The organism is Dethiosulfatarculus sandiegensis (genome assembly GCF_000931935.2).
GTDB classification, from domain to species: Bacteria; Desulfobacterota; Desulfarculia; order Desulfarculales; family Desulfarculaceae; genus Dethiosulfatarculus; species Dethiosulfatarculus sandiegensis.
Genome location: NZ_AZAC01000056.1, coordinates 329,711 through 353,358, shown reverse-complemented (window position 1 = coordinate 353,358; position 23,648 = coordinate 329,711). Strand labels below are relative to the sequence as shown.

At 53.2% G+C, this 23,648-nt stretch carries 21 protein-coding genes, 2 tRNA genes and 1 pseudogene; 9 read left to right on the top strand and 15 right to left on the bottom strand.

The window, feature by feature from the left end; genetic code table 11:
* Window positions 1-147, bottom strand: a pseudogene (locus X474_RS25840) (DDE-type integrase/transposase/recombinase); the annotation flags it as partial.
* A gap of 80 nt (window positions 148-227) precedes the next feature.
* Entirely contained in the window at window positions 228-701 is a 474-nt protein-coding gene (locus X474_RS22570) for a hypothetical protein (RefSeq protein WP_044352135.1), read from the bottom strand.
* On the opposite strand from X474_RS22570, the gene X474_RS22565 reads away from it, so the two are divergent.
* Window positions 675-1,289, top strand: coding sequence for a site-specific integrase (locus X474_RS22565; protein WP_082464579.1), 615 nt, complete (start codon window positions 675-677; stop codon window positions 1,287-1,289). The two genes, X474_RS22570 and X474_RS22565, sit on opposite strands and share 27 nt — an antisense overlap.
* A gap of 91 nt (window positions 1,290-1,380) precedes the next feature.
* Here X474_RS22565 and X474_RS22560 read toward each other — a convergent pair.
* A tRNA-Glu gene (locus X474_RS22560) sits at window positions 1,381-1,456 on the bottom strand.
* 12 nt (window positions 1,457-1,468) lie between these two features.
* Window positions 1,469-1,542 (bottom strand) — tRNA-Gln (locus X474_RS22555).
* 162 nt (window positions 1,543-1,704) lie between these two features.
* Here X474_RS22555 and amrB point away from each other — a divergent pair.
* From amrB to X474_RS22535, 4 genes are read left to right on the top strand one after another with little or no spacing between them, the layout of a single operon-like run.
* Window positions 1,705-3,156: an AmmeMemoRadiSam system protein B gene (gene amrB / locus X474_RS22550; RefSeq protein WP_044352132.1), complete on the top strand. Its 1,452-nt coding sequence runs from the start codon at window positions 1,705-1,707 to the stop codon at window positions 3,154-3,156.
* Window positions 3,153-4,316, top strand: a complete 1,164-nt coding sequence (gene amrS / locus X474_RS22545; protein WP_052515522.1) for an AmmeMemoRadiSam system radical SAM enzyme — start codon at window positions 3,153-3,155, stop codon at window positions 4,314-4,316. The genes amrB and amrS overlap by 4 nt, the downstream gene beginning before the upstream one ends.
* A 49-nt stretch (window positions 4,317-4,365) precedes the next feature.
* A complete protein-coding gene (locus X474_RS22540) occupies window positions 4,366-4,770 on the top strand; it encodes a phage holin family protein (protein WP_044352131.1) in 405 nt (134 codons plus the stop codon).
* Complete coding sequence (locus tag X474_RS22535; RefSeq protein ID WP_044352130.1) at window positions 4,767-5,048, top strand: hypothetical protein; 282 nt, start codon at window positions 4,767-4,769, stop codon at window positions 5,046-5,048. Before X474_RS22540 ends, X474_RS22535 begins: the two co-directional genes overlap by 4 nt.
* A 51-nt stretch (window positions 5,049-5,099) precedes the next feature.
* Here the strand turns inward: X474_RS22535 and X474_RS22530 are convergent, their stop codons facing one another.
* From X474_RS22530 to X474_RS22490, 10 genes are all read right to left on the bottom strand, one after another.
* Complete coding sequence (locus X474_RS22530; protein WP_044352129.1) at window positions 5,100-7,346, bottom strand: spermidine synthase family protein; 2,247 nt, start codon at window positions 7,344-7,346, stop codon at window positions 5,100-5,102.
* Between the two features lie 3 nt (window positions 7,347-7,349).
* On the bottom strand, window positions 7,350-8,894 hold the full coding sequence (locus X474_RS22525) for a DEAD/DEAH box helicase (RefSeq protein ID WP_082464578.1): 1,545 nt from the start codon (window positions 8,892-8,894) through the stop codon (window positions 7,350-7,352).
* A 47-nt stretch (window positions 8,895-8,941) separates the two neighbouring features.
* Window positions 8,942-9,112: a hypothetical protein gene (locus X474_RS26355; protein WP_156360888.1), complete on the bottom strand. Its 171-nt coding sequence runs from the start codon at window positions 9,110-9,112 to the stop codon at window positions 8,942-8,944.
* A 21-nt stretch (window positions 9,113-9,133) separates the two neighbouring features.
* Window positions 9,134-9,358 carry a hypothetical protein gene (locus X474_RS22520; RefSeq protein ID WP_044352127.1) on the bottom strand — a complete coding sequence of 75 codons (225 nt, stop codon included), beginning with the start codon at window positions 9,356-9,358 and terminating at the stop codon, window positions 9,134-9,136.
* A gap of 118 nt (window positions 9,359-9,476) precedes the next feature.
* Entirely contained in the window at window positions 9,477-10,256 is a 780-nt protein-coding gene (gene yqeC, locus X474_RS22515) for a selenium cofactor biosynthesis protein YqeC (protein ID WP_052515521.1), read from the bottom strand.
* Complete coding sequence (locus X474_RS22510; RefSeq protein ID WP_044352126.1) at window positions 10,257-10,715, bottom strand: universal stress protein; 459 nt, start codon at window positions 10,713-10,715, stop codon at window positions 10,257-10,259.
* A 149-nt stretch (window positions 10,716-10,864) separates the two neighbouring features.
* Window positions 10,865-12,367, bottom strand: coding sequence for an MlaD family protein (locus X474_RS22505; RefSeq protein ID WP_044352124.1), 1,503 nt, complete (start codon window positions 12,365-12,367; stop codon window positions 10,865-10,867).
* A 122-nt stretch (window positions 12,368-12,489) separates the two neighbouring features.
* Complete coding sequence (locus tag X474_RS22500; RefSeq protein WP_044352122.1) at window positions 12,490-13,254, bottom strand: ABC transporter ATP-binding protein; 765 nt, start codon at window positions 13,252-13,254, stop codon at window positions 12,490-12,492.
* 2 nt (window positions 13,255-13,256) lie between these two features.
* The gene (locus tag X474_RS22495) at window positions 13,257-14,033 is read right to left on the bottom strand and encodes an MlaE family ABC transporter permease (RefSeq protein ID WP_044352120.1); all 777 of its coding nucleotides are present in this window, start codon (window positions 14,031-14,033) and stop codon (window positions 13,257-13,259) included.
* A 375-nt stretch (window positions 14,034-14,408) separates the two neighbouring features.
* The gene (locus X474_RS22490; protein ID WP_044352119.1) at window positions 14,409-15,104 is read right to left on the bottom strand and encodes a flagellar brake protein; all 696 of its coding nucleotides are present in this window, start codon (window positions 15,102-15,104) and stop codon (window positions 14,409-14,411) included.
* Between the two features lie 412 nt (window positions 15,105-15,516).
* Here X474_RS22490 and X474_RS22485 point away from each other — a divergent pair, with 412 nt between their 5' ends.
* Complete coding sequence (locus tag X474_RS22485; RefSeq protein WP_082464576.1) at window positions 15,517-18,858, top strand: PAS domain-containing hybrid sensor histidine kinase/response regulator; 3,342 nt, start codon at window positions 15,517-15,519, stop codon at window positions 18,856-18,858.
* Between the two features lie 23 nt (window positions 18,859-18,881).
* Here X474_RS22485 and X474_RS22480 read toward each other — a convergent pair whose 3' ends face one another.
* Window positions 18,882-19,490: an L-threonylcarbamoyladenylate synthase gene (locus tag X474_RS22480; RefSeq protein ID WP_044352118.1), complete on the bottom strand. Its 609-nt coding sequence runs from the start codon at window positions 19,488-19,490 to the stop codon at window positions 18,882-18,884.
* Between the two features lie 614 nt (window positions 19,491-20,104).
* Between X474_RS22480 and X474_RS22475 the strand changes: the two genes are divergently transcribed.
* The 3 genes from X474_RS22475 to X474_RS22465 all read left to right on the top strand — a co-directional run bounded on the left by X474_RS22475 (window position 20,105) and on the right by X474_RS22465 (window position 23,507).
* Window positions 20,105-22,108 (top strand): aldehyde ferredoxin oxidoreductase C-terminal domain-containing protein, encoded by a 2,004-nt coding sequence (locus X474_RS22475; protein ID WP_044352117.1) that lies wholly within the window; start codon window positions 20,105-20,107, stop codon window positions 22,106-22,108.
* Window positions 22,062-22,592: a 4Fe-4S dicluster domain-containing protein gene (locus X474_RS22470; RefSeq protein WP_044352116.1), complete on the top strand. Its 531-nt coding sequence runs from the start codon at window positions 22,062-22,064 to the stop codon at window positions 22,590-22,592. Before X474_RS22475 ends, X474_RS22470 begins: the two co-directional genes overlap by 47 nt.
* A gap of 141 nt (window positions 22,593-22,733) precedes the next feature.
* Entirely contained in the window at window positions 22,734-23,507 is a 774-nt protein-coding gene (locus X474_RS22465; RefSeq protein ID WP_044352114.1) for a sugar phosphate isomerase/epimerase family protein, read from the top strand.
* The last annotated feature ends 141 nt before the right edge of the window (window positions 23,508-23,648 follow it).

The window sequence follows — 23,648 nt, the reverse complement described above, 5'->3', positions numbered from 1 at the left end:
CCTGCGCCACAGAGCCATTTGCAGGGCATCGCAGACCAGTCCCGCCTTCATGCGCTTGTCCATGGCCCAGCCGATTACCATGCGTGAGAAAAGGTCCAAGGCCACAGCCAGGTACAGCCAGCCCCCGCCAGTCCACAGTGGAGTAAGAAGCAGGGCGTAGTCGGACTATTTCCCTGCTTCTCCTCCCCGAACCGTACGTGCACCTTTCAGCGCATACGGCTCTCCATCTAAGCGCGGCCCATGGCCATGGTTACATCTTGGTAGCGCGAGGTGACGGTGCTCCTCTTTTGATCATTTAGCATGTAAGGATTGACTTCGGGATTCCGCCACTTAAACTGATGTTTGGGGCTGCCGACCAGCAATCTCAGGGCTACGCCGCACAGATTGCCGCTTGCACTCCTGCCGAAGAGTATCCAGGTTTTGGTTTGACCCCCGGCAGGGCGTTTAAACAGCCTTCGCATCAGTTTCTTGATCGAGCACCAGTACTTCCCGGCCAGCCAGTGCGCCAGCTTCCAGAACACTATGTGATCCAATTTACGGTACATGGTGCCTGTTTGGCCAGCCCAAGCGCCTTGATCTTGAACTCCTCCGAAAATCGGCGGCGTGACGATTTCTTCTGATTTTTCTGTGATGGCATCGAACACCTCCGTTAAGCTAATTACTCGCTTAATCGTGTGTCCGTCAAAGATGGGCTGGATCATTTAAAGAACACCCCTAAAGGAAAATACATCCCTGATGAAGAGTTCAGAGCCTTGCTTAAACACTTGCCGGACTTCTTTAAGCCTGTTGTCCAAGTTGCTTATTTGACAGGTATGAGGCGTAGTGAAATTTTCAATCTCAGGTGGAGCCAAGTTGACCTTAATGAGGGAACACTTGACCTCTCGGCGGAAGACACCAAGACAAGCGAGCCCAGAATAATCTATCTTGGCAGGCTACCAGAACTTAGGCGAATTTTCGTAGAAGCCAAGCTGAGGAAAAAGAGGAGGCAGAAGCTCGTTTTTACAAAACCTGATGGAAGTCCCCTGGAAAAGCAGTACTCAGTAAGGTTTTTCAAGAGAGCCTGCGCAAAAGCCAAGGTTGAATCTTATCGCTTCCATGACCTGAGGCACACCTTCTCTACCACAGCTTTGAAGGCGGGCATCAGTCGAACAGTCATCATGAAGCTTACAGGACACAAAACCTTAGCCATGTTTCTGCGCTATGCGCACCTTGACCGGGAACAATCGGAATCCGCCATGGAAAGCTTGGGAGAATTCTTGTCAGAGAGAAGACGGCACGCCAATGGCTAGCCAATTTGAAAACATTTGGAGTAGCCTTGAAATTTTCTACTCCAACAAAAAAAAGAGGTTAGCCGGATAAAGCTAACCCCTTGATATAACTTGGCAGTCCCAACGGGACTCGAACCCGTGTCTTCGGCGTGAGAGGCCGATATCCTAGACCACTAGACGATGGGACCACTTATGTGCGTTGGCTGGGCGACAGGGATTCGAACCCCGATAGGCAGATCCAGAGTCTGCAGTCCTGCCGTTAGACGATCGCCCAAAATGTGTTGGGTAACACGAGAGTCTTTCTTAACGGAGATGGGGCGGAACGTCAAGCCATTTTTGCCCGGAAAGTTCCTTCTCAGTCCAAATTACTTGGCTTGACCCGTCTCCCGGTTTACGGATATGGTTCTATTATAACCCACAGCCAAGGAGACTCGCCATGTGGAGTCGCCTGTTCCTCTTTATTTTGTCGGGCTTAACCCTGTCTTTCAACCCTGTTTTCGCAGGGGAGATGACAAGGCCCGCCCGGTTGGCCGGTGTCTGGTATCCGGGCGCAGAAGCCGCCTTGGAGAAGTCTGTTTCCGCACAGATGAGCGCACCGTTGCCCAAGCTGGGCAGCAGACAGCTCCTGGCCATAATCACCCCCCACGCCGGTCATCGCTATTCCGGCTCCCTGGCCGGGCTGGCCTGGAGCACCGCCGCCCTGGCCAGGCCAACCACTATTGTTTTATTAGGACCCAGCCATCGCACCTATCTTAAAAAACCTTCCATCTGGCCCAAGGGGGCCTATGACTCGCCCCTGGGGCCGGTTCAGGTGGATCAGGGGCTTTCCCAAACCCTGAGCAAGGCCCTGGGCGCGGATTTCAACCAAACCGCTCATTTGAAGGAACATTGTCTTGAGGTGCAGATTCCCTTTATCAAAAAGGCCCTACCCCAAGCCAGGCTGGTCCCCATTCTCACCGGCCCGCCGAATCTGGAGACTGCCCGCAAAAACGGTGAACTGATTGCCCGGGCCATCCGGGGTAAGCCCGTGATTCTGGCCGCATCCACAGATCTTTCCCATTTTCACCCGGAAAAAACAGCCCAGAGCATGGACAACCGCCTGGCCCAATGCGTGCGGGAGCTTGATCCGGGAAAAATCTTCACCTTAAGCGCCCAGGGCAAGACAGAGGCCTGCGGCATCCAGGCCCTGGCCACGGTTATATTCGCGGCCAAACAACTGGGGGCAGACCAGGCTGAAATCCTGGCCCAGAGCACCAGCGGCCAGGCAACCGGCGACCATTCCCGGGTCGTGGGCTATCTGGCAGGCGCGCTTTTGGCCGGTCCCAAACAGGCAAGCGCCAAGGAAGACCTGCCCATATTGAATGCATCCCAGCAGAAATACCTGCTTAACCTGGCCCGGCTCTCCCTGGAGTCGGCAGTCAAGGGAACCTCTATGCCCCGCATCAAAGCCCCCGAGCCTGTGTTGATGGAACCCAGGGGAGTCTTTGTGACCCTGCGCAAAAAAGACCGCTTAAGGGGCTGCATAGGCCGCATACTAAGCCCTCCCCCCTTGGCCAGTGGGGTGGTGAACATGGCCCGGGCAGCCGCCATGAGCGACCCGCGTTTCAGGCCGGTTCAGCCCGAGGAGCTGCCCCAGATCTCAATAGAAATAAGCGTGCTCACCCCCTTTGAACCAATCAAGCCGGATCAGGTGCAGGTGGGCAAGGACGGGCTCATGCTGAGCCTGGACGGCCGGGCCGGGCTTTTGCTTCCCCAGGTGCCCGGGGAAATGGGCTGGGACAAGCATGAATACCTGGAAGGGCTCTGCCGCAAGGCCGGTTTGCCGCCCGGATCATACAGCCATCCCCGGGCCAGGCTGGAGCGCTTCCGGGCCTTGGTGTTCCCATGAGCATCAAGCGCAGAGACTTTATCAGGTCCCTGGCCCTGGCCCTGCCGTCCCTGGCCTGCACCAGGGGGCTTTGCCTGGCTAGAGGAGGGCCTGATTATGGGCCGGGCCTTCTGGGCAAGCGTCTGTCGCCCTTTTTCAAGCCGCAGGCCGACAAATCCATTGAATGCACCTTGTGCCCCCAGGCCTGCCAGGTGGAGCCCGGCTCGCGCGGGGCCTGCCGGGTGCGCCAGAACATAGACGGCAAGTACTACACCCTGGTCTATGGCAACCCCTGCGCCGTGCATCTGGACCCCATAGAAAAAAAACCGTTTTTCCACGTGCTTCCCGGCACGCTTTCCTATTCCCTGGCTACAGCGGGGTGCAATTTTTCCTGTCTGTTCTGCCAGAATTGGGAGATAAGCCAAAAGAGCCCGGATGAAACCATAAACCAGAGGCTCAGCCCCCAAAACGCGGTGGACCGGGCCAAGTACAAGGGCGCGGCCTCGGTGGCTTCCACCTATGTGGAGCCGACCATATTCATGGAATACATGCTGGATCTGGGCAGGGAATGCCGCCAAAAAGGCCTGCTAAAGGTCATGCACAGCAACGGCTTTGTAAACCCGGAGCCTTTCAAGCTCCTGGCCAAGGTGTTGGATGCGGCCTGTATTGACCTTAAGTCCATGAACGAAGATTTCTATCAAAAGGTCTGCGGCGGAGAGCTTGGCCCGGTGAAAGACACCCTTGTCCGGCTGCATAAGGCGGGTATTCATACGGAAATCGTGCATCTTATGATCCCCACCCTGAACGACGGCCTCAAAGAGACCAAGGCCCTGATCCGCTTTGTGCGAGATGAACTCTCGCCTGAGACCCCGGTTCACTTCACCCGTTTCCACCCCCAATACAAGCTCCTGAACCTGCCCCCCACCCCGGTGAATGTGCTGGACAGGGCCCAGAAGACAGCCCGCTCCATGGGGCTCTCCCATGCCTATGTGGGCAATGTGCCGGGCCACCCGGCCGAGAACACCTATTGCCCGAACTGCGGCAACCTCCTGATTAAGAGAGTGGGATACCACTTGGTGGAACAAAATATCACAATGGGGAAATGTCCTCGGTGCGGCCACGCCATTAAAGGGATATGGTCTCTCCCCGGGGAAATGAGGGCGAAAAATAACCTGGCCTGAAAACCCGGTTGAGTTTGCCCGCCTTTAAGGTATGTGATAAGGTTTCAGCATGCGTGGAATTATTTTCAGATGGATAATAAGCGCCGGGGGGCTCTTACTGGTCAGCTACCTTTTTGACGGAATCAAGGTGGCTTCGGTGGGGTGGGCTTTTATCGCCGCGATATTCTTGGGCATTTTTAATGCCATGATAAGGCCCGTTGTCTTTTTGCTGACTTTGCCCATAAACGTGCTCACCATGGGGCTTTTCACCCTTGTTATAAACGGGTTGATGCTTTTCCTCACAGGCAAGCTGTTGGCCGGTTTTTCGGTGGAGGGTTTTTGGTCGGCAGTGGGCGGGGCCTTGGTTCTAAGTCTTATCAGCCTCTTTGCCAACTCTTCGGTCAATGAGAACGGCCGGGTGGATGTTGTGCAAATGCGCCGCAGATCATCGGGGCGCTGGGAGAGACTCAAATGAACCAGTACGAGCTTGAACCGGACATGAGCATGAGGGTGGATTCCTGCCAAAGGGTTATCCACGACGTAAGCGAGCGCCTTTCCCTGGAAGAAGTCAACCCCCGCATCAAATACCAGCTCAAACGCCTGGACGAGCTGCTCTCCCTGATTGATCATCAGGCAGTGCGAGAGCAGGATATCCTGCGCATCGAGCGATCAACCAACCTGCTCATGAAAGAGCTGCGCCTGGTGTTCACCCACCAGAAAATCGGCGCTCTCTATGAAGAGAGCATTCAGTAAAAACCCGCAATCACATCCCTTGACTCATCGGCCCGCCTGCACGGGCATGATTCAGCTCGCTTTTTTGCCAAACAAACCCAAGGCCATTGAATTCAAAAGGCCAAGCACGATAAGCCCTGTGAAAAGCCCCACTGTGGGCGTCAAAACCAATGGCGTCAGGGCTCCGGCCAGGGCCCCTGCCAGGTCCCAGCCATACAGCCTTCCCCCGGTCAAAGACGGATCATTTCCGGAAAAAAGCTCCACCTGTCCTGCCAGGCCGAAATAAGCCCCGGTAAAACCGCCTGTTAAAACAGCCACCGCCCATAAAAAGGCCTTGAGCCCCAACTCGGATTGCCACTGTTCAGCCAGGCCGCAGACAAGCCAAAGCAGAAAACAGGTGAAGATCAGGCCCAAGTGACTGAACCGCAGCCATAATCCGGGCTCTTTTCGGGAAAAAAGCAACGGAGTCACCCAAAAACAAACCAGACAGGTGCCCAGCATAAAGGCGGTTGTCAAAAGAGCCAGCCCCAGATAAACCGCGCCGATCAGGGCCTGGTAAGACATGATTAAAAAAACGTTCATGGCCATGGCGCTGAAACCAACCACCCAGATGCCGGCCACCTCGGGCCTGTGACAAATCTTTTGCTTCAAAGCCGGGAACAATCCAACTCCCCAGGCAAAAAGATTGAGCAGAAGCATTATTCCCACAACATGCCAAGGCTCAATCCCGGCCAGGGCCAAGGCCCAGGCCGAGGCATGGCCCAACTGTGCGCCCCAGAGGGCCGGATCAAATAAAAGCGCCCTGGGGCGCAGATCCCGATTGGGAATCACAGGCTTTATTCTATTTAACCTATCTTTGATGAATTGTTGCTTTTCCGGTGCAAGCTCCTGCCTTATCCGGGCGGGCTGCCAGGCATAGACCCCTTGCCAGGCCATTTTTTCATAGCGTTTCAGCCAAAGTTCGGGGTCTTTAAGATCCGGCGCATCCCGCCTGGTCATCACCAGCCCGAGTTCAGGGCCGGAAAAAAACTGAATCCCGCGGAAAGATCTCTTAGCCGCTTCAAGCACCCCGGCCAGGCGTTTTGCCTGAAGCACCCCCAAAAGATGCTCCACTCCGGGCAGAGAAGTCACCAGCACGCCTTTTTTGCTCAAGGCCCCGGCCAGGACCTTGAAACCATGTTCAGTATATAAACGGTTGCTCTGAAAGCTGGTAGGCGGACCGGTGGCAAGCACAATCAAATCAAACCCGCCTTTATGAACCCTGAGATATTGCCCGGGATCGCCGAAAACCCGTTTTATTTTTTCCGAATCCTGTTTAAGCAGCCCGGCGGTTATCTCGCCGAGCCAAGGGTCCATGGAAAGGGCCACGGCCTGAGACAGGTTTGAGTGTTCCAAGGCCCTGGCAGCCAGTATCTCCGCATTCGGTCCTATAAAAAGGGCTTTTCCAGCTTTGGGATTGGCCAGAACTCCCAAAAGAGCCGCGCTTTGTTCCTGGTAATCATCCGGAAAGGAAAAAAGCCAGGCATTGGCCGCAAAAAAATTAACCTGCCCGGAATCCCTTACGGCCTTGAGCCTGGCATAAGGGCTTTCCCTTTCGGCCACCACCTCTCCTCGCGCAAAAGACCCGCCAGGCAAAAGAGAGGCCAGTTCCTGGGCATGAACCAGGCCGAGCCCGGCCAGACCGCAAAAGGCCAGGCAGGCGGCCCTGGATCTGGCCTTGGCCCTGGCCAGGGCGCTTAGAAACAAAGCCAGGCAAGCCAGCAACACCTGGGCTGCGGGGGGCAAAAAATGCACCAGCACAAAGGTGAACAATAAGCCTGCCAGGGCCGCACCCAAGGCCTCCAGGCCATATAAACGTGAAATGACGGTTGCCTGTTTCAGGGGATTTTCAGAGCTTGAATTTTCGGAAGACAAGAGGGCCACAAAGCCCCCTCCACAGAAAAAGCCGACCAGGGCCAGGGACAAAAACGAAATCACACCCAATTGGGCCATGTTCAAGGCAACCTGACCAGCCAGGGAAAAACAGCCACCCAACCAGCGGATCAGGGCAAAGGAAAAAACACCGGCCCAGCCCGCTGTCAGCAAAAAAAGAACAACATGTTTTTGCAGAAGGAAAAGCGCCCTGGCTCTGGCCAGGCAAAGGCTGCCCAAAGAGGTCCAAAAGAGCCACATTCCCAGGCCAAGCCCGAGGCTAAGCTCGTTTCCCTGGGCTATCACCAGGAATTCACGTAAAAAAATTATCTGGAAAAGACCGGCGGCCAGGCCCAGGAGCGCCATCCCCGTCGCTTGCTTAAGCTTAAGGGATGGCAAAAAGCTCATTTCTCAATCCGTGTTGGTGGGATTGGCGGGTTTATTCTTGGGGGGGCGACGTCTGCGGCGGCGCTTTTTAGCGGGAGCCGCACCCTGTTTTTCGTCCTTGCCCTGTTTGGGGGCTTCTTGCGGCTTGCCGGAATCGGATTTGGGTTTTGGTTTGGGCCTGGGCTTCTGCCCTTCCCCACCCGTCGCCTTGGCGCCTTCCGGCTTCTGGCTGCTTTTTCGCGTTCTGCGCTTGGGCCTGCTCGAAGCGGGCTTTCCCCTGTTTTTACGGTCCTTTAAGGGACGCTTGCCCTGGGGGCGGGCCTTTTTCCTGGGAGGACGATAATCAGGGGCCTTATCTTCCTGGAACATATCATCATCAGCCCAGGCCACCGGCACCTTGTCATCCAGGTATTCTTCAATATAGGGCAGATGGGTGGCAAAACGGTCACAGCAAAGGGTTATTGCCTTGCCTTTGGCTCCGGCCCTGGCCGTGCGCCCAACCCGATGCACATAGTCTTCCGGGTCGGCGGGCACGTCATAGTTGATCACATGGCTTATCTCATCCACATGCAGGCCCCTGGCCGCGACATTAGTGGCCACCAGTATCTGGACCTCGCCGTTTTTAAAGCGCTCCAAAAGCTTCATGCGCTTGCGCTGGTCCAGGCGTCCGGAAATGCCTTCGGCCGAGTAACCGTTCCCCGTGAGTTTAAAGGCCAGGCGGTCCACTTCAGACCGGGTGTTGGTAAAGATCATCACCCTGGACCAGTCTTCCTTATTGAGAAGCCCCAAAAGCAGATTAAGCTTTTCATGAGCCCCGCAATGATAAAGGGCCTGGTCAGCCTCTTTAACGGTTCTGGTGTCCGCCTCCACGGTCACCTCCTGGGGCAGGTTCATGAACTCATAGGTGAGCTCCAAAACCCTGTACCCCAAGGTGGCCGAAAAAAGCATGGACTGGCGGCGCTTGTAATCCGGCAGCCTGCGCATAATCCAGCGCAGGTCGGCCACAAAGCCCATGTCAAAAAGCCGGTCCGCCTCATCTATCACCAGGTGCCTGATGTTTTTTACATCCAGTATTCCCTGTTTGATGTAGTCGATAAGCCGGCCCGGAGTTCCCACCACAATGTCCACCCCGCTGCGCAGGATATTGGCCTGTTTGCGATAATCCACCCCGCCAAATACGGCTGATATCTCAAAATCGGCATAACGCCCGAATTCCAGGGCATCTTGATAAATCTGAAGGGCAAGCTCTCTGGTGGGAGCGATCATAAGCGCGCCCGGTACGCCGGTTTTGCGCTTTTTATCTCTCATCATGCCCGCCATCACGGGCACTAAAAAAGCGGCAGTTTTACCGGTTCCGGTCTGGGCCTCGCCTGCCACGTCATTACCCAAAAGGGCTATGGGTATGGCCTTTTCCTGAATCGGGGTGCAATATTCATAGCCGGAATCTTTAAGCCCCCTTAAGAGCGGTTCCGGAATATCAAAATCCGCAAAAGGGGTTCCTTTGGCCAGGGGAGGTGGGCCGGGTTTGTTTTGTTCTTCGATCTTGGTCTCCTTATTATTTGGCTCCATATCTTTCCATATTCAATAAACGCCCCTCAAACGGGCGCACAAAGTCGTCAGGGCAAAATCCCTTCGCCTCTGTATTCACAGGTCTTGTCCGTTTCACAGTTAAAAGCGTGGCTTTTATAGACCAGCATGCCGTCCATAAAGTAAATCCAGTAAGGCTCTTCCTTGGCCTTGCTCCAGGCGATCTCGCTTAATCCCAGGCTGGCGACTCCAGTCAGCACCCTGCCGACCCCTTCACTGGGTCAGGTGGGTCTGTCCGGCACAAAATTGTATTGCCAGACCAGATAATCGTCCTCATGCCCGGTGAAACGAACCAAACGCACCTTGGCGGGTTGGCCCAGTTGCTTTTTAACCATTTGGCCGGTCATGCCGACCTCAACCTTGGCCAACTCCTCATTGGCCCGCCCGGCGCAGCCCGAGGCAATCAACATCAATCCCAGTATAAACAGTATGGCTCTTTTAGTCATTGCCTTGTTTTCTCCAAAGCAAACCGAACTCCCGGATTCTTGGTATAGCATCGGACATAACCGTCTTAATATACCACGCAAAATTCATAAAAGCTTGGTTTGTAGCCTGAAAGTAGCATTACAGGCGGGTGAGCTTGCCCCAGCGCAGACGGCCTTCAAGTAAACGGTCAAAACCGCTTCCCTCTGTCTGGGAGAGAGTCAAGACCCTAAAAAAGGCCTTGAGATAACTTGTGGAAACCGAATCCGCCTGGTTTACGATAAGGCTTGAGGTCGCTTTTGGAGGAAGAGTTTTAAACGGCCCGTCCGGACCCAAAAGCACTTTGGCCAGGGCCTCGGGGTTGATGCGCTCGCCGGGCAAAAGGCCTGCGGCCCTGGCAAAGACCTCCGGCCTGTGCACCCAGTCTGGACTTAAATTGCGGCCCAGGCCGGAGCCTCCCACCATAACCACCATATGCTCTGTCCGGACCGGGACCACGGGCTCCCAGGGAGCCCAGCCCTTAAGAGGCCTCCTGGATGAGCCGTCGGCCTCCACCAGCACCTTTGTGTTGGGCAGATCGGCAAGCTGGTTGACAAGCTCTTCGTTTATCCCTCTCAACTTGCCGTCCAAGGTGGTCTCTGTGGCCAAAAGAATAAGTTCGCCCGGTTTGATCAAACGCTCCAACTCCCAGGCCGGGACCGGTTCATTGCCTAAAAGTTGAACCTTGACCTTGCGTCTGGCCTCGGGGGGGAAAAGTTTGGTGGTGGTGGTCATAACAACGGGTTTCCCGGCGCCTGCGAACTCAGAAGCCAGTGCATAGAGCAGAGTGGTCTTGCCGCCGGAGCCCACAATGGATGTAACTCCGGTTTGGGCCAGTTCCAAGGCTTCGGAAAGTGGTCCCGGACTCTTTTTTTCGTTCATTTAGCTCTCCCGGTTTTCGTCCCTCACCACCAGAACCGAGCAATGAGCCCTGGTTACGGTCTTGGCCGCCGTGGAGCCGAAAAGCACCCCGGCCAATCCGCTCAAACCAGTGGATCCCATTACTAATAGATCGACACCTTCTTTTCTGGCAAACTCGGCCAAGCGAGATGCCGGATTCCCCTCAAGAATAACCCTTTCCACTGAAAGGCCGCTTACCATCTCGATATAGCGTTCTTTCAGCTCGGCTGTGCTTTCGTTTTTCAACTTCTCGCTGAGCCCCATGGTGGACTGGGAAACGATAAAATCATCCATCAAGGGTGTGGGCGAAACCAAAGGCGGGACCACATGCACCAATACCAATTCGGCCCCGTGTATGCGAACCAACTCCACGGCCTTGGCCACCGCCAGGTCCGCAGTCTGGGAAAAGTCTGTTGCTGCTGCTATTTTTCGAAAGGCCACGATGGATTCCTCCGTTTGTTCTTTTCCCCAGTTTACAGCACAAAAAGGGTTAAGCGCCCATCAAAAATCATTAAACCCTGCATAAACAATGAGCCGCAACCGTTAAAAACGGTTGCGGCTCTTATGTTCGGAAGGTTTTTCCCTTTTGATCAGGGCATAGGCGCCTTGGTCAGAAGGAATTTCAGATCTTCGTCATAGAAGGTCACGCCCGCGCCCAGGAAGAAGGTGGCATGGTCGTCATCGCTGATAAAGTCATCCGCGCCGGCCGTGACGTAGAAGTAATTCCAGAAGGTGTAGTCCACAGCCACCTTGAGGTGGGGATTGGTGTCTATGCGGAAATCATAGGCCTCAAAGGTGAACTTGAGGTTGTCGTCCAGCATGTGATAATCCAGGCCCACGCCGCCTGTTGTATTGAATATTCCGGCCCTGGCCGTAAGATCGTAGAAACGCTTGCCGATCTGGGCATTGAAACCGATCTCATCCCGGTCGTAGGTGGTGGTTTCCTGAACAGTGGTATAGGTGCCGTCCGGCCCCGCATTGTGGGACACGGTTTTCTTGTCGGAACGGCGGCCCACCGGGTCCGTGACCACACCCAAGAGATAGAATTTATCTGCCTTGGGTTGCAGGCGCACACTCAAGGTGTTGCGCAGGGCGGACTCGCCAAACAGGTATTCACCCCGGTAATCCACATTGACCCGCCAGGCGTCGGCCTGGGTTATGTATTCGTTAACACCGGTCAAGACGTCGTCGATCTTGTTGATGGTGGTGTCGTCGTTTACCAGGCGCCCCAAGGTGCCCTTGCCCTGGTCTATCTTTTTGGTGACTTCTTTTAAGGAGGCCAGGGTGGAGTTCAAGTCGTCCAGGGTCTGGCGATCGTTTATGAGCCCGCCAATGGTTCCCTCACCCTTGTCTATCTTTTCCACCACAGAGGTCAGCCCGTTTATAGTGTGGTCCAATTTAGCGCTTATATTACGGAAATTGGTGATCGTCTCACCCAGGGCATCTTTGTTCTGGCCGCTTATCTGGGAGAGGTCCGTGGTAAAACGGTCCAGGTTCGCAATCACCTTGGTAAGGCGGTCCTGGTTATCTGCCACCACCACCTTGAGAGACGCGGTGATCTCCCGGATATTCTGCAAGGACTCGCTTATGTTCCGCTGGCTTTGGGGCGAGGCCAGGCTTACCTTCAAAGATGATGTGATCGCCTTTACATCGTCTGCAATCTCGCCCACCCGGGCCATGACCCGGTCCAGATCGGTCGGCACCTCGGCCTTGGCCAGCACCCCGCCCTGTTTCAGCTTGGGCGCGGCCGGGTTGCCCGGCTCCAGAGCCAGGTATTTATCACCCAAAACCCCCCTGGTCCTGATAAAGGCCTTGGAATCCGCGGCAAGGGGCACCTTGGAGTCCACCAGCATGGTGACCCGGGCCTTGCCATTTTCCAGGCCGATGGTCTTCACCCGGCCGATCTCGATACCGGCCATCTCCACGGGCGCATTCTTTTTAAGGCCCGTGGCGTTATCAAACACCGCCGATATCTCGATGCCTTTTGGTTCGCCAAACTCAAAACTGCCCAGCCTTATGGTCATATAGGCCAATACAGCCAGGCCCAGCATGACAAAAACTCCGACTTTGGCCTCAGTGGAAAAACCGGCCATGATGCCTCCGGTTGAAATTCAACTTGCTTGTAACCTTGCTATAACCCAAACAAAAAAATCAAGAAAAAGAACACCCACCCCTGTTTTGCAGCCACGGCCAAGTAAAAAGAATGGTCTTTACCCTAGACCACCTTTATGGGCCCCTCGGCCCGGCCGTTTACAAACTGCCTCACCACAGGGTCGGTGCTTTGGCGCACCTCTTCCGGGGTGCCGCTCATAATAATGCGGCCGTCATAAAGCATGGCCATATTATGGGCGGTGTCATAGGCGCCTTTAATATCATGACTGATCACAACCGCCGTCACCCCCAGCTTTTGCTGGGTCTCGTTGATCAGGCGGTTGATAGCGTCTGTCATCAAGGGATCGAGCCCCGTGGTGGGCTCGTCAAACAGGATTATCTCTGGGTCCAGGGCAATGGCCCTGGCCAGGCCGACCCTTTTGCGCATGCCTCCGGAGAGTTGGCTCGGCATCTTGTTCTCCACCCCGGGCAATCCCACCAGGGCCAGTTTTTCCGAAACAACAAGCCTTATCTCCTCGGAAGGCAGCCTGGTGTGCTCCCTTAAGGGGAAAGCCACATTCTCACCCGCAGTCATGGAGTCAAACAAAGCCGCATCCTGAAAAAGCATGCCATAGCGGCGGCGCACCTGGTTCAAGGCGCGGTCGTCCATGATAGTGATATCCTGACCATCCACCAGCACCTGGCCCTCGTCAGGCTTGATCAGGCCGATTATATGTTTCAGGATAACGCTTTTTCCTCCGCCCGACCGACCGATTATCACCGTGGTTTTGCCCTTGGGGATAGCCAGATTCACGCCGGTGAGCACCTTTTGGCGCCCAAAGGATTTATGCACGTCCCTGAGTTCGATTATACTTCCGTTATCAATCATAATCAGAACATCAACGCCGTGAGTACATAGTCTCCGGCCAGAATCAGGATACAGGCAAGAACAACAGCCTCTGTGGTGGCCCGGCCCACGCCCTCGGCTCCGCCTGTGGTGTAAAAACCCTTGTAGCAACCCACCACGGCAAGAATCAAGCCGAAAAACGATGCCTTGGCCAGGCCGGTAAGGATATCTTCCACTTCCAGGTACTCGATTATCTTGGCGGTAAAGATGCCGTAGTCTATACCTAACATCCCCACTCCCACCAGGTAGGAAGCCACGATTCCGGTAAAGTCGGCAATAACCGTCAAAAGAGGCAGCATAATAATCGCGGCCAGCACCCTGGGGAGGACCAGATACTGCACCGGATTGACCGCCATCACATAAAGAGCGTCTATCTGTTCGGTCACCCGCATGGTCCCCAACTCGGCCGCCATGGCCGAACCCGCCCTGGCCGTGACCATAAGGGCCGAAAGCACCGGCCCCAGCTCCCTGGTAAGGGCGAGCGCCACAGTGGAGCCCACCAGGGTTTCGGCGCCGAAAAGGGCAAAACCGTGGTAGGTCTGCAAAGCAAAAACCCCGCCGGTGAAAACACCGGTAAGGACCACTACATTAAATGATCTCACCCCCACAAAGTCCATCTGCTTTAAAAAAAGGCGCAGGCGAAAGGGAGGCCTAATAAACCAAAGCGCCGACTGAATTAAAAGAAGCAGGATCTCTCCGGCTTCTTCCAGCCCGCGCATTGTGTTGCGGCCCAGCAACTCAAAGGGTTTTAGCAAAAACATTGACTATCCTCATGGGTCCCATGCCCGACAGAAGCCTTCATAACTTATGCACCACTATATGTTCGCCAAGATAACCCGTCAAGCCGGCCCGGCTGATCGGGCAATGTCTAATACTTTTGCCTTTAGGTACCTTATTATAGACGCAAACCCAAGCAGTATTGTTTCATGTAGATCAAAAAAATTAAAATAATACTCAGCTCAAAGAATCAAAATGACCAGTTAACCAATTTAAATCAAAACCAAATTAAAGCTAATACACAACTTATGGCAAGCTTTTGCTTAAACAAGCAGGGGGGAGGACATAAAAAACCGGTTGGAGAGGCTTTGCCAACCGGATAAAACAGCCAAGGCATGCATGCGCCCGGGGGGCCAAGATCATCCCAGCCTGCGCAGGCGCTCCTTAAGCTCCACAATATTCAGGGACTCACGTACGAACCTGGAAAGGGCAAAATTCTGTTCCGGGTTGATCTCATGAAATTCAATCCCCACAGCCACCATTCCCCGTTCATTAATGATATTCCGCACCACTCCCCTGACTTTCTGGGCGCTGGTCGCGGCCCCCAGTTTGAAATAGATCTCAAACTCGGCATCCACCGCCAATTGGGGGACCTTGGCGCTGGCCTTTTTCTTACAGACAAAACGGCAACCGCCAGTACTGATGTCAATGATCGAGCCGGCCAGATTGGCATCCCCCAATTGCAAGGCCGCAGTCAGGTAGCATTCCGCCCGGTCGGCTTTGCGCAGCTCATGCCGGGATACAATCTTGGGAAAGGTCGAAAAAGTCAGGTTAAAAGGTTTATTAACCGTACTCAAAACGGTGGACTGAAAGGCAAATATAGACCCGCCGTGGAGATATTTCACAACCATGGGCACGCCCGGTTGAAACTTGCCCCGAACTCTGGTGTCAATCTGCGGTGTGCTGATAATCAGGTACTTGGAAGTCTCCATTCCAACTAAGCTGGCATGGAGGTTGCTCTCCACTCCTTCCAGACTTAAAAGCAACTTACAAGGGATATCAACCTGGAGTTGGTCGCTCCCTCCCATTTGTCTAAGCAGTTCTTCCAATTCCATATGAGAATCAACCCTTGATATGAATGGAGGAACAATTAATCCTTACACTTTTTCTCTTCAGTCCAAGCTACTCACCATGTGAAACGATAAACGGAAAAGCCTTAGTTAACTAAGCCAAACTATTCAATTATAACTCAACACACAATACAAAAGCCAATCTTTATCGGGTACTAGTCCTTCCCTCACGGCAAAGGCCAATAATTTTCTAGGTATTGTCGAATGTTGCCAAATCGGTTACTTAAAAACTCAAACAATAGTATTAATCCTATATAATTTATGCAAAGATGATATTTATCTCTATCGCAGCATTCTTAAATGCCTCAACTGCCTCCGATCAGGTTATTTTTCTGGATTAAACGGCAAATAGCTTATAATCTAATACATATTCAGGAATACCAATCGGGTATTCGTAATGCCAACGGGTTTTATGCCGATGAACGACCTCCCCAAAGACAACTTAACCAAGGACAGGGATTCAGAAACCTTAACTGAGAGTGAGACCTTTTCAGCAGACTCCGCGGATGCCGTTTTAGAGGCTTTGACCGAACCGGCCTGGATCACAGACAAAGACCACCTCATTCTGAAGACCAATCAAAAATTTCGCGAGCAACTGAAGCTATCGAGAGGCAGCAAATATCATTGTTGTTACGAATATTTCTTCGGACGTAAGACCCCCTGCCCGGCTGAAGAGAGGGCCTGCCCGATTGAAAGGGTTTTCGCAACCCTGAAGCCTTTCAACACCCTCTATGAGCTCATCTCGCCCCAAGGAAAACGCCAATTATTCCGCGTACAGTCAAGGCCCCTAAAAGACAGCGGGGGCAAGCTTAAGGGAATCTTGCACATCATGCGGGATGTGACCGCCCTGGAAAAGGCGCTGGAGCTGGAATTTGCTCAGGAAGATCCAGGCTCAACCAACCGGATAACAGCCTCCCCCCAACTGCCTCACGGCGAAAAGCGCTTTCAATCCCTGGTGAATAACCTGCCGGGGGTGATCTATCGCTGCGCTCTGGATGAATTCTGGACCATGCATTACATAAGTGATGCTGTCTTTGAACTCACGGGTCATAAAGCTAAAAATTTCATAGGTAATCGTAAACTGGCCTTTGCCGACAGCATACACCCCGAAGACAGGGGAATGGTTGAGGCCGAAATCAAAGCCGCTTTGGCGGAGCACAAACCATATGCCATTGATTACCGGGTGCTTCACACCTCGGGTGACATAAAATGGGTGCATGAAAGGGGCTTGGGCGTATCCATCGATGAAAATGGCCCGGTGGTCTGGCTGGATGGGGCCATATTGGACATAACTCCAAGGATAAAAGCAGAATTTGAAAGCGAGGAGGCCCGAAGAAGGCTTGAACAGCTAATCAATTTTCTGCCTGATCCCACCTGGGTTATTGACAAGGAAGGACGCATTGAGGCCTGGAACCTGGCTTTGGAGATACTCACCGAGATCCCCGCAGATCAAATGATAGGTAAAAGCGATTTTGAACATTCTCTGCCTTTTTTCAGGGAAAGACGCCCCTCTCTTTTGGATCTGGCCCTTAATTGGGATCAACAGGCGGCCAAAAGCTACGAACAGGTCAGCAAGCAGGACGAAACCCTCACCGGACTATCCTATCATCCCCACTTGGGAGACGGAGGCTTATGGCTCTTGAGCTCCGCCAGGGTGCTCTACAATTCCAGGGGGCTTCCCAACGGAGCCATCCAATCGATGCGGGATATCACCCAACGGGTGAAGATGGAAGAAAGCCTGCAACTCGCCACCCACAAGGCAAAAGAGGCGACCAGGGCCAAAGATGAATTCCTGGCCAACATGAGCCATGAGATAAGAACCCCCATGAATGTGGTCCTGGGTATGGCCCATCTTGCCCTTCAAACCGAAGTTCCGCCCCATCTAGTGGATTATCTTTCAAAAATCAAGACGGCCGCCAATTCCCTCTTACGAATAATCAACGATATTCTGGATTTCTCCAAAATAGAGGCGGGCAGGCTGGAAATGGAAAGGTCCCAGTTTCAGTTGCAGGAAGTGTTGGACCAGACTGCTTCCATTTTGGTTGAAAATGCCAGGGAAAAGAAACTTGAATTCCTGATCCATGCCTCGGCGGAGGCGCCGGAAAATTACAAAGGCGATGCCCTGCGCCTTACCCAGGTGTTGCTGAACCTCTGCTCAAATGCCATAAAATTCACTGAAAAAGGCGAAATTTTTGTCTCGGTCAAACCGCTTGAGATGAAAGGCCTGACCACAACCCTGGAATTCACGGTCCGTGATACGGGCATTGGCATGAGCCAAAGAGAGATGAACCGTCTGTTCAGGCCCTTTACCCAGGGAGACGCATCTATAACCCGCAGATATGGGGGAACCGGCCTGGGACTCACCATCTCCAAACGCCTGGTGCAGATGATGGGTGGGGACATCCAGGTCAAGAGCAAACCCGGCAAGGGCAGTGAATTCATCTTTACGGTCAAACTGGAGAGCACGGAAAAAAGCGTCATCCAAAAAGCCAAACTACCCACAGAGCTGAAATGGCTGAGGGTGCTGGTGGTGGATGACAACCAGACCTCCGGCAAGATCATTTCAAATATGCTGGAATCCCTGGCCATGCAGGCAACCGGTGTAACCAGTGGAGAAGAAGCACTCAAACTTGTACAGACAAAAGGCCGGATCAGGCCTTTTGAACTGATAATAGTGGATTACGACATGCCGGGCATGAACGGAGTTGAGACCGTTCAGACCATCTTTGATTCCGTCACAGAAGAAACCAAGCCTCATGCGATAATGGTTTCGGGTTATGACAACGAAAAGATGCGCCAAGGGGTGAAAGACCTTCGCCTTGGCGGCCCCTTGCTAAAGCCTTTTGGGAAAGATGTACTTTTGGACACCATTTTCCACACCCTCGGAAAATCGATGCCGGATCTTTTCAAAAAACATCCGCCTAAGAAGGCTTCGGCCCCAAAAACCGTCCTTTCGGGCAAGGTGCTTTTGGTGGAAGACAATCAGATCAACCGTCAGGTTGCCGAGGGTTTTTTGCACAACCTGGGGCTTGAATGGGATTCAGCCAAAAACGGGGAGCAGGCGGTGCATATGGTGAAGGAAGGTGAATATCAGGTAGTGCTCATGGACATACAAATGCCCATAATGGACGGCTTGCAGGCCACCAGGCTTATCCGCCAAAATCCGGCGCTCAAGGACCTGCCCATAATAGCCATGACCGCCCACACCATGAGCGGCGACAGGGAAAAATGCCTGTCTGCGGGCATGGACGACCACATAGGCAAGCCCATTGACCCCAAAACACTTGAAAGTGTGCTTTTAAAATGGATAAAGGGAAAAACCGCCTCAACCGATAAGAAAGCCCCCCCGGCCGAGCCCCAAAAAGAAGAAGAGTATCTGCCCGGCATATCCAGGCAGGCCGCCATGCGGTCTGTGGGGGATGATAAGGAGCTGTTTGAAGAGCTTCTGGATCTGTTCCTGGCACACAATACAGAGAGTGGACCAAGTATTAACCAGGCCCTTTTGGACCGGGATACTGAAAATGCCGCCAAGCTGATGCACTCACTGAAGGGTACGGCCGCCACCTTGGGAGCACAGGCGCTGGAAAAAGCCACCAGGGAACTGGAAATGGCCATAAGGGAAAAAAGAACCTATGACAAACTGCTCGAAAGATTCAATCTGGAAATAAATAACCTGATAACGGGGATTAAAAGCCACAAGAAAACCCTTTCCTCAATAAACGTACCGCGCCGGGAATAAAAAACTAAAACTAAGTAAGCCGTTTATCTGAACTCGTCAACCGCACCGGCGCCTTCGCGGATAATCTCCGGCGCATCTTCCACCAGGCTGACCACACTGGAAAGCAGCCCGGAGACCGGACCACCATCCACAACCAAATCCAACTGATGCCCCAAAGCCTCTTCAATTTCCCAGGCCTGGTCCAGGATATGGCCTTCGGGGTTTGTTGCGCTGGTTGAGATGATCGGATGCCCCAAAGCCTCCACAATAGCCAGACAGATGGGATGATCCGGCACCCTGATGCCCGCAGTCTTGCGTTTGGTAAGCATCATCTTGGGCACCTCGCGGGAGCCTTCCAGGATAAAGGTGTAAGGGCCCGGCAAAAGACGCTTCAGGGTCTTGTAAGCATAGTTGGTCACCCTGGCGTAATGGCTCAACTCGGTTAACCCGGGACAAATAAAGGAAAAAGGCTTGGCAGCGGGCTGGCGCTTAATCTGGTGCACCTTCTTGATCGCCTTTTTATTCATGATATCGCAACCCAGGCCGTAAACCGTATCCGTAGGATAGGCGACCACCCCCCCTTTTTTCAGGGTGTCAACCACGCGGGCGATCAGGCGTGGTTGGGGATTTTCGGGGTTGATCGTAAGGATCAAGGTACACCTCCAATTAAAAGAAATGCTCCCAAAAGTAGAGTACAAATCTTAAGGAGTCAAGTCCCGTCTCCTTAGGTCTGCGTCGGAACACCGCTTGTCATCAAAACTCAGCCTACAATAATTATAAACAGATTGGGCTCTAATATTAAATTGCGGTTTTTCTGAAGGCAAAGCCTGGATTGACTACGGACGCCATGCCGCCACAGGGGGCAACTTCTTCATCTTTTGCCCCGCCGCCTTGCCAACAATAAGCCGTTCTGTAAGAAGCAACAATAAAATAGTTTTCAAATCAGCCGGATAGCTTCGGTAAACCTCAAACGGATTCTCTGTCTTTGAATATGCCAAATTTGACATATGTTTTGCTTGACATCTAGCTACTATATAGCTATTTTGTATTCACTAGCCCAGTTAAAAATACCACTTTAACGGTTTTATTGTTTTTTTTGGCTGGTTATCCAATTACAGCATCCCGTTTCCAGAACCCGAACGGCTAATTCTCAAAGCCTTGAGGGGGTAAAGCAGGTTTCCCGGATTGCCTGCCCGGGAGCTGAAAAAGCAAGATTCCAAAATGGAATTACTCATAAACCACGCATAAGAAAGCCTGGAAGGTAGCCATGAGGTTCGCGGAAACAGGATACAATTTAGAAATCGACCTGGCCACCGGGAATATTGAACGCGTTGAAACAGACCCGGAAAACCTGGGGCTGTTCCTGGGCGGCCTTGGAACCAATGTCAAAGAACTATGGGAAAGGGTCCCCCCTGAGACCAAGCCGTTTGACCCGGAAAACCTGCTCATCTTTTCCGCCGGGCTTTTATGCGGCACTCCGGCCTATAGCTGCAACAGAAGCATCGTCAGCACCATCTCGCCCCAGAACAACCTTCTGGCATACCCCATGATGGGGGGCTTCTGGGCGGCGGAACTCAAATACGCTGGCTATGACAAGGTCATCATGCGCAACAAGTCCCCAGACCTGGTCTATATCTGGATCAACAACGACAAGGTCGAGATAAGGGACGCCTCCCATCTCAAAGGCAAGGGAGCCCTGGAAACCCAGGAGGCGATCAGACAGGAGCTGAAACAGCCCAACGCCCAGGTGGCGGCCATTGGCCTGGCAGGTGAAAACCGGGTCTTCACGGCTTCCATAGAACAGGGTCGATCCAGCGCCAGCAGGCTAGGCGGCGGCGCTGTAATGGGGGACAAAAAGGTAAAGGCCATTGCGGTGAGGGGTACAAAGGACCTCTTTCTGGCCGATGGCGCCAAATTCATGGAACACATGGCCGAGATCAAAAAATACATCAACTACCGCAATGAAAACCCGCTCCCCGGTGTAATGACCATTCTCTCCGGCATCGGCTCCCCTCAGGAAATGAAGCACACCGACGAAAAATGGCACACCGAAAGCTTTGCCTGGGGCAATGCGCGGGAGCGGAGAAAAACCTTTTGGACCGAAGAGATAGACAAAATGTGGTCCAAGACCCAGACAGAAGCCATCAAGCGCCTTATAAGCTGCTTCAACTGCCCCCAGCAATGCGGCGCCCTTATTAATTACAAAGACGTGCCGCCTTACATGATGAAATGTTTTTCCAAGCTGACCTATGCCATGGCGGCCTATGTAGATGACCTTGACTTTTCATTCAAAATCGTGCAGAAGGCCCAGGAATACGGGTTTGACGCCTTTTCCACTCCACAGATAATGGCCTTTGCCGTGGAACTTCTGGAAGCGGGCATCCTCGCGGAAAAGGATTTTGAGGGCTGTCCCCAAGACAGCAAAGGCCGTTTTTACTGGCTCCTGGAGCGAATCGCCCGTAGGGAGGGTATTGGGGACATTCTGGCCGACGGCACCTATTACGCAGCCAAAAAAATTGGCAACGGGGCGGAAAAGTTCGCCCACAACACCATCAAAAAACACGAGCAGCTTCCCCTTAAACTGGGCATGCTGGACCCACTTTACTACCTCATGTACGCCACCAATGAAAAAATCAGCATCACCCAGATCGAGGGCAACTGGCCCCAGGCCCCCTTCCCCACCAGGGAGCAGAGAGAGGCCTTTGTGGAAGACTGGCCCCAGCTTCCGGACGCCAAATTCAAACAATACCTGCTCGAATGGGAGCCCAGGGGAGAAAAGGCAAACCCCTTCTTCCCCACCCCTGACATGTGCTGCGAAATCGTGGACTGGATGGAGATTGTTCACAATGTGGATGACGCCCTGGGTTTCTGCGCTGGCATGGGCTCTTTCTGCTTAAAGCCCCCTTACCACATACACAACTATCCCAAGCTGATCTCCGCAGCCACGGGCTTGGACCTTGATGAGGAGGGGGTGAGGAAAATTGTCCGGCGATCCAGAAACCTGCACAGGGCCTTCAACATTAAGCGGGGCCTAAAACGCCAGGATGAGAAGCCGCCGGAAGACCACTGGAAAAGAAGGTATCCGGAACACGAGAAACTGCTTCTGGACAGCTACTACAAATTCAAGGGCTGGAACGATGAAGGAATTCCAACCAGAGAGACCCTGACCTCATTGGATTTGGGATACGTAGCCGAGGACCTGGAAAAGAGAGGATTCCTGAAAAATGGCCAAGGTGAAGAAAAAGATCAAGACCATAACCATCAAGGCTGATATGTGCAACGGCTGCAGGGCCTGCGAGGTAATCTGCTCGGCCTTTCACGCCTCTCCGCCCTACAGCAGCATTAACCCGGCCCGCTCCCGCATTAGGGTGGTTCGCTATCCCCTGCAGGACATTTGGGTGCCGGTCTTTGCCGGAGAATACACCCCGGCCGAATGCATGGGCAGGGACAAGTACATAATCGACGGCAAGGAATATGAGGAATGCGCCTTTTGCCGGGCGGTCTGTCCCTCGAGGGATGTTTTCAAGGAGCCGGACTCGGGCCTTCCCATCAGGTGCGACATGTGCGAGGGCGAAGACAAGCCCTTATGTGTTGAGCAGTGCTTAAACGATGTTTTGATTTATGAAGAGCGGGAAGAGGAAGTGGAGGAAAACGACTATCCGGAGGAGCTTGATATAGGGGTTGAGGCGCTTTTGGACAAATTCGGGTTTGACAAGCTCTCTGACGCGGTGGCGAGAAAAGGTATGACGCAATAGGGGAACAGCGCCTCCGGCCTGTTGGGTTTTGCCTGCCCGATTGTGGCGCCGCACCAGCTTTAAGGACGGTTTTTTGTGTCCAAAATCAAATTATGCTTGCGTCGTAATCCTTTAATTCGGCAATCAAGGGATTGATCAATCATGAATCCTTCAATCGGAATAACCTCCCAAATAATCCATCAGGCCAAATGGTACAAGCACATAGGCAAGCTTGGCTTTGACACCATTGAAATAAACCGGCAAAACTCCAAGCTGCATTTCAATCTCTTTTTTCTGGAAAAAGTCAAAAGATACATGGAGGGGGTTGATTTAAGCATCCACTCAGGCACCAAGGGAATATTTCAGCCCAATGAATCCTTTACCAAAGCCAATCTGGCCATACTCACCGCAGAGTTGGATATTTGCCGCTATCTCGGGGCCGGGCAGTTTGTTTTTCATCTAAACGACGGCTTTTGCTCGGCCTACAATAAAAAACGCCTCAAGGAAGTGATCACCTACTCACTTGACTCAGGTGTGCAGATGCTTTTCGAATCCAACAGCGTCCTGGTGGCGGAACACGCCTATGACATCCTGGATTCCTTTCCCGAACTGGGCTATGTCCTGGACCTGGGTCACTTGAACAACGGCCATGGACAAGGCAAACTGGGTTGCAGCATGGAGAGCTTCATCTCCCGGATAAGGGACCGGGTGGTCTATGTACATGCCAGCAACAACTGCGGCAAAAGAGACGAACATAACGGACTGGAGGAAGGCACCCTCGACTGGCGTCATATTCTGGACCTCCTGGATCTTGAAAGGGTGCTCAAAATCATCATAGAGGTGAGGCATGCGCCGATGGTCACCCGCACAACCATGGACCTGATGCATTATCTGGAAGGAGACCTTTCCAGACAAAGACGCCGCGCCCTGGGCTAGACGGCCCGAAAGCCCACTTCCCTCCTTAACCAGGCCCTATCCCCCGTAGGGCCTGGTTAAAATTTGCCGGCCAAGTCAAGGCCCCGTCAGATATTCACCACTATTTATCCTTTTCCGGGCACAAAGCGCCCCGGCTTTTTT

Bases quoted from the DNA above. Each gene is read 5' to 3' on its own strand.
- X474_RS22570 (WP_044352135.1), bottom strand. From the start codon at position 701: ATGATCCAGCCCATCTTTGACGGACACACGATTAAGCGAGTAATTAGC.
- amrB (WP_044352132.1), top strand. From the start codon at position 1,705: ATGTGGAGTCGCCTGTTCCTCTTTATTTTGTCGGGCTTAACCCTGTCT.
- amrS (WP_052515522.1), top strand. From the start codon at position 3,153: ATGAGCATCAAGCGCAGAGACTTTATCAGGTCCCTGGCCCTGGCCCTG.
- X474_RS22540 (WP_044352131.1), top strand. From the start codon at position 4,366: ATGCGTGGAATTATTTTCAGATGGATAATAAGCGCCGGGGGGCTCTTA.
- X474_RS22535 (WP_044352130.1), top strand. From the start codon at position 4,767: ATGAACCAGTACGAGCTTGAACCGGACATGAGCATGAGGGTGGATTCC.
- X474_RS22530 (WP_044352129.1), bottom strand. From the start codon at position 7,346: ATGAGCTTTTTGCCATCCCTTAAGCTTAAGCAAGCGACGGGGATGGCG.
- X474_RS22525 (WP_082464578.1), bottom strand. From the start codon at position 8,894: ATGGAGCCAAATAATAAGGAGACCAAGATCGAAGAACAAAACAAACCC.
- X474_RS22520 (WP_044352127.1), bottom strand. From the start codon at position 9,358: ATGACTAAAAGAGCCATACTGTTTATACTGGGATTGATGTTGATTGCC.
- yqeC (WP_052515521.1), bottom strand. From the start codon at position 10,256: ATGAACGAAAAAAAGAGTCCGGGACCACTTTCCGAAGCCTTGGAACTG.
- X474_RS22505 (WP_044352124.1), bottom strand. From the start codon at position 12,367: ATGGCCGGTTTTTCCACTGAGGCCAAAGTCGGAGTTTTTGTCATGCTG.
- X474_RS22500 (WP_044352122.1), bottom strand. From the start codon at position 13,254: ATGATTGATAACGGAAGTATAATCGAACTCAGGGACGTGCATAAATCC.
- X474_RS22495 (WP_044352120.1), bottom strand. From the start codon at position 14,033: ATGTTTTTGCTAAAACCCTTTGAGTTGCTGGGCCGCAACACAATGCGC.
- X474_RS22490 (WP_044352119.1), bottom strand. From the start codon at position 15,104: ATGGAATTGGAAGAACTGCTTAGACAAATGGGAGGGAGCGACCAACTC.
- X474_RS22485 (WP_082464576.1), top strand. From the start codon at position 15,517: ATGCCAACGGGTTTTATGCCGATGAACGACCTCCCCAAAGACAACTTA.
- X474_RS22475 (WP_044352117.1), top strand. From the start codon at position 20,105: ATGAGGTTCGCGGAAACAGGATACAATTTAGAAATCGACCTGGCCACC.
- X474_RS22470 (WP_044352116.1), top strand. From the start codon at position 22,062: ATGGCCAAGGTGAAGAAAAAGATCAAGACCATAACCATCAAGGCTGAT.
- X474_RS22465 (WP_044352114.1), top strand. From the start codon at position 22,734: ATGAATCCTTCAATCGGAATAACCTCCCAAATAATCCATCAGGCCAAA.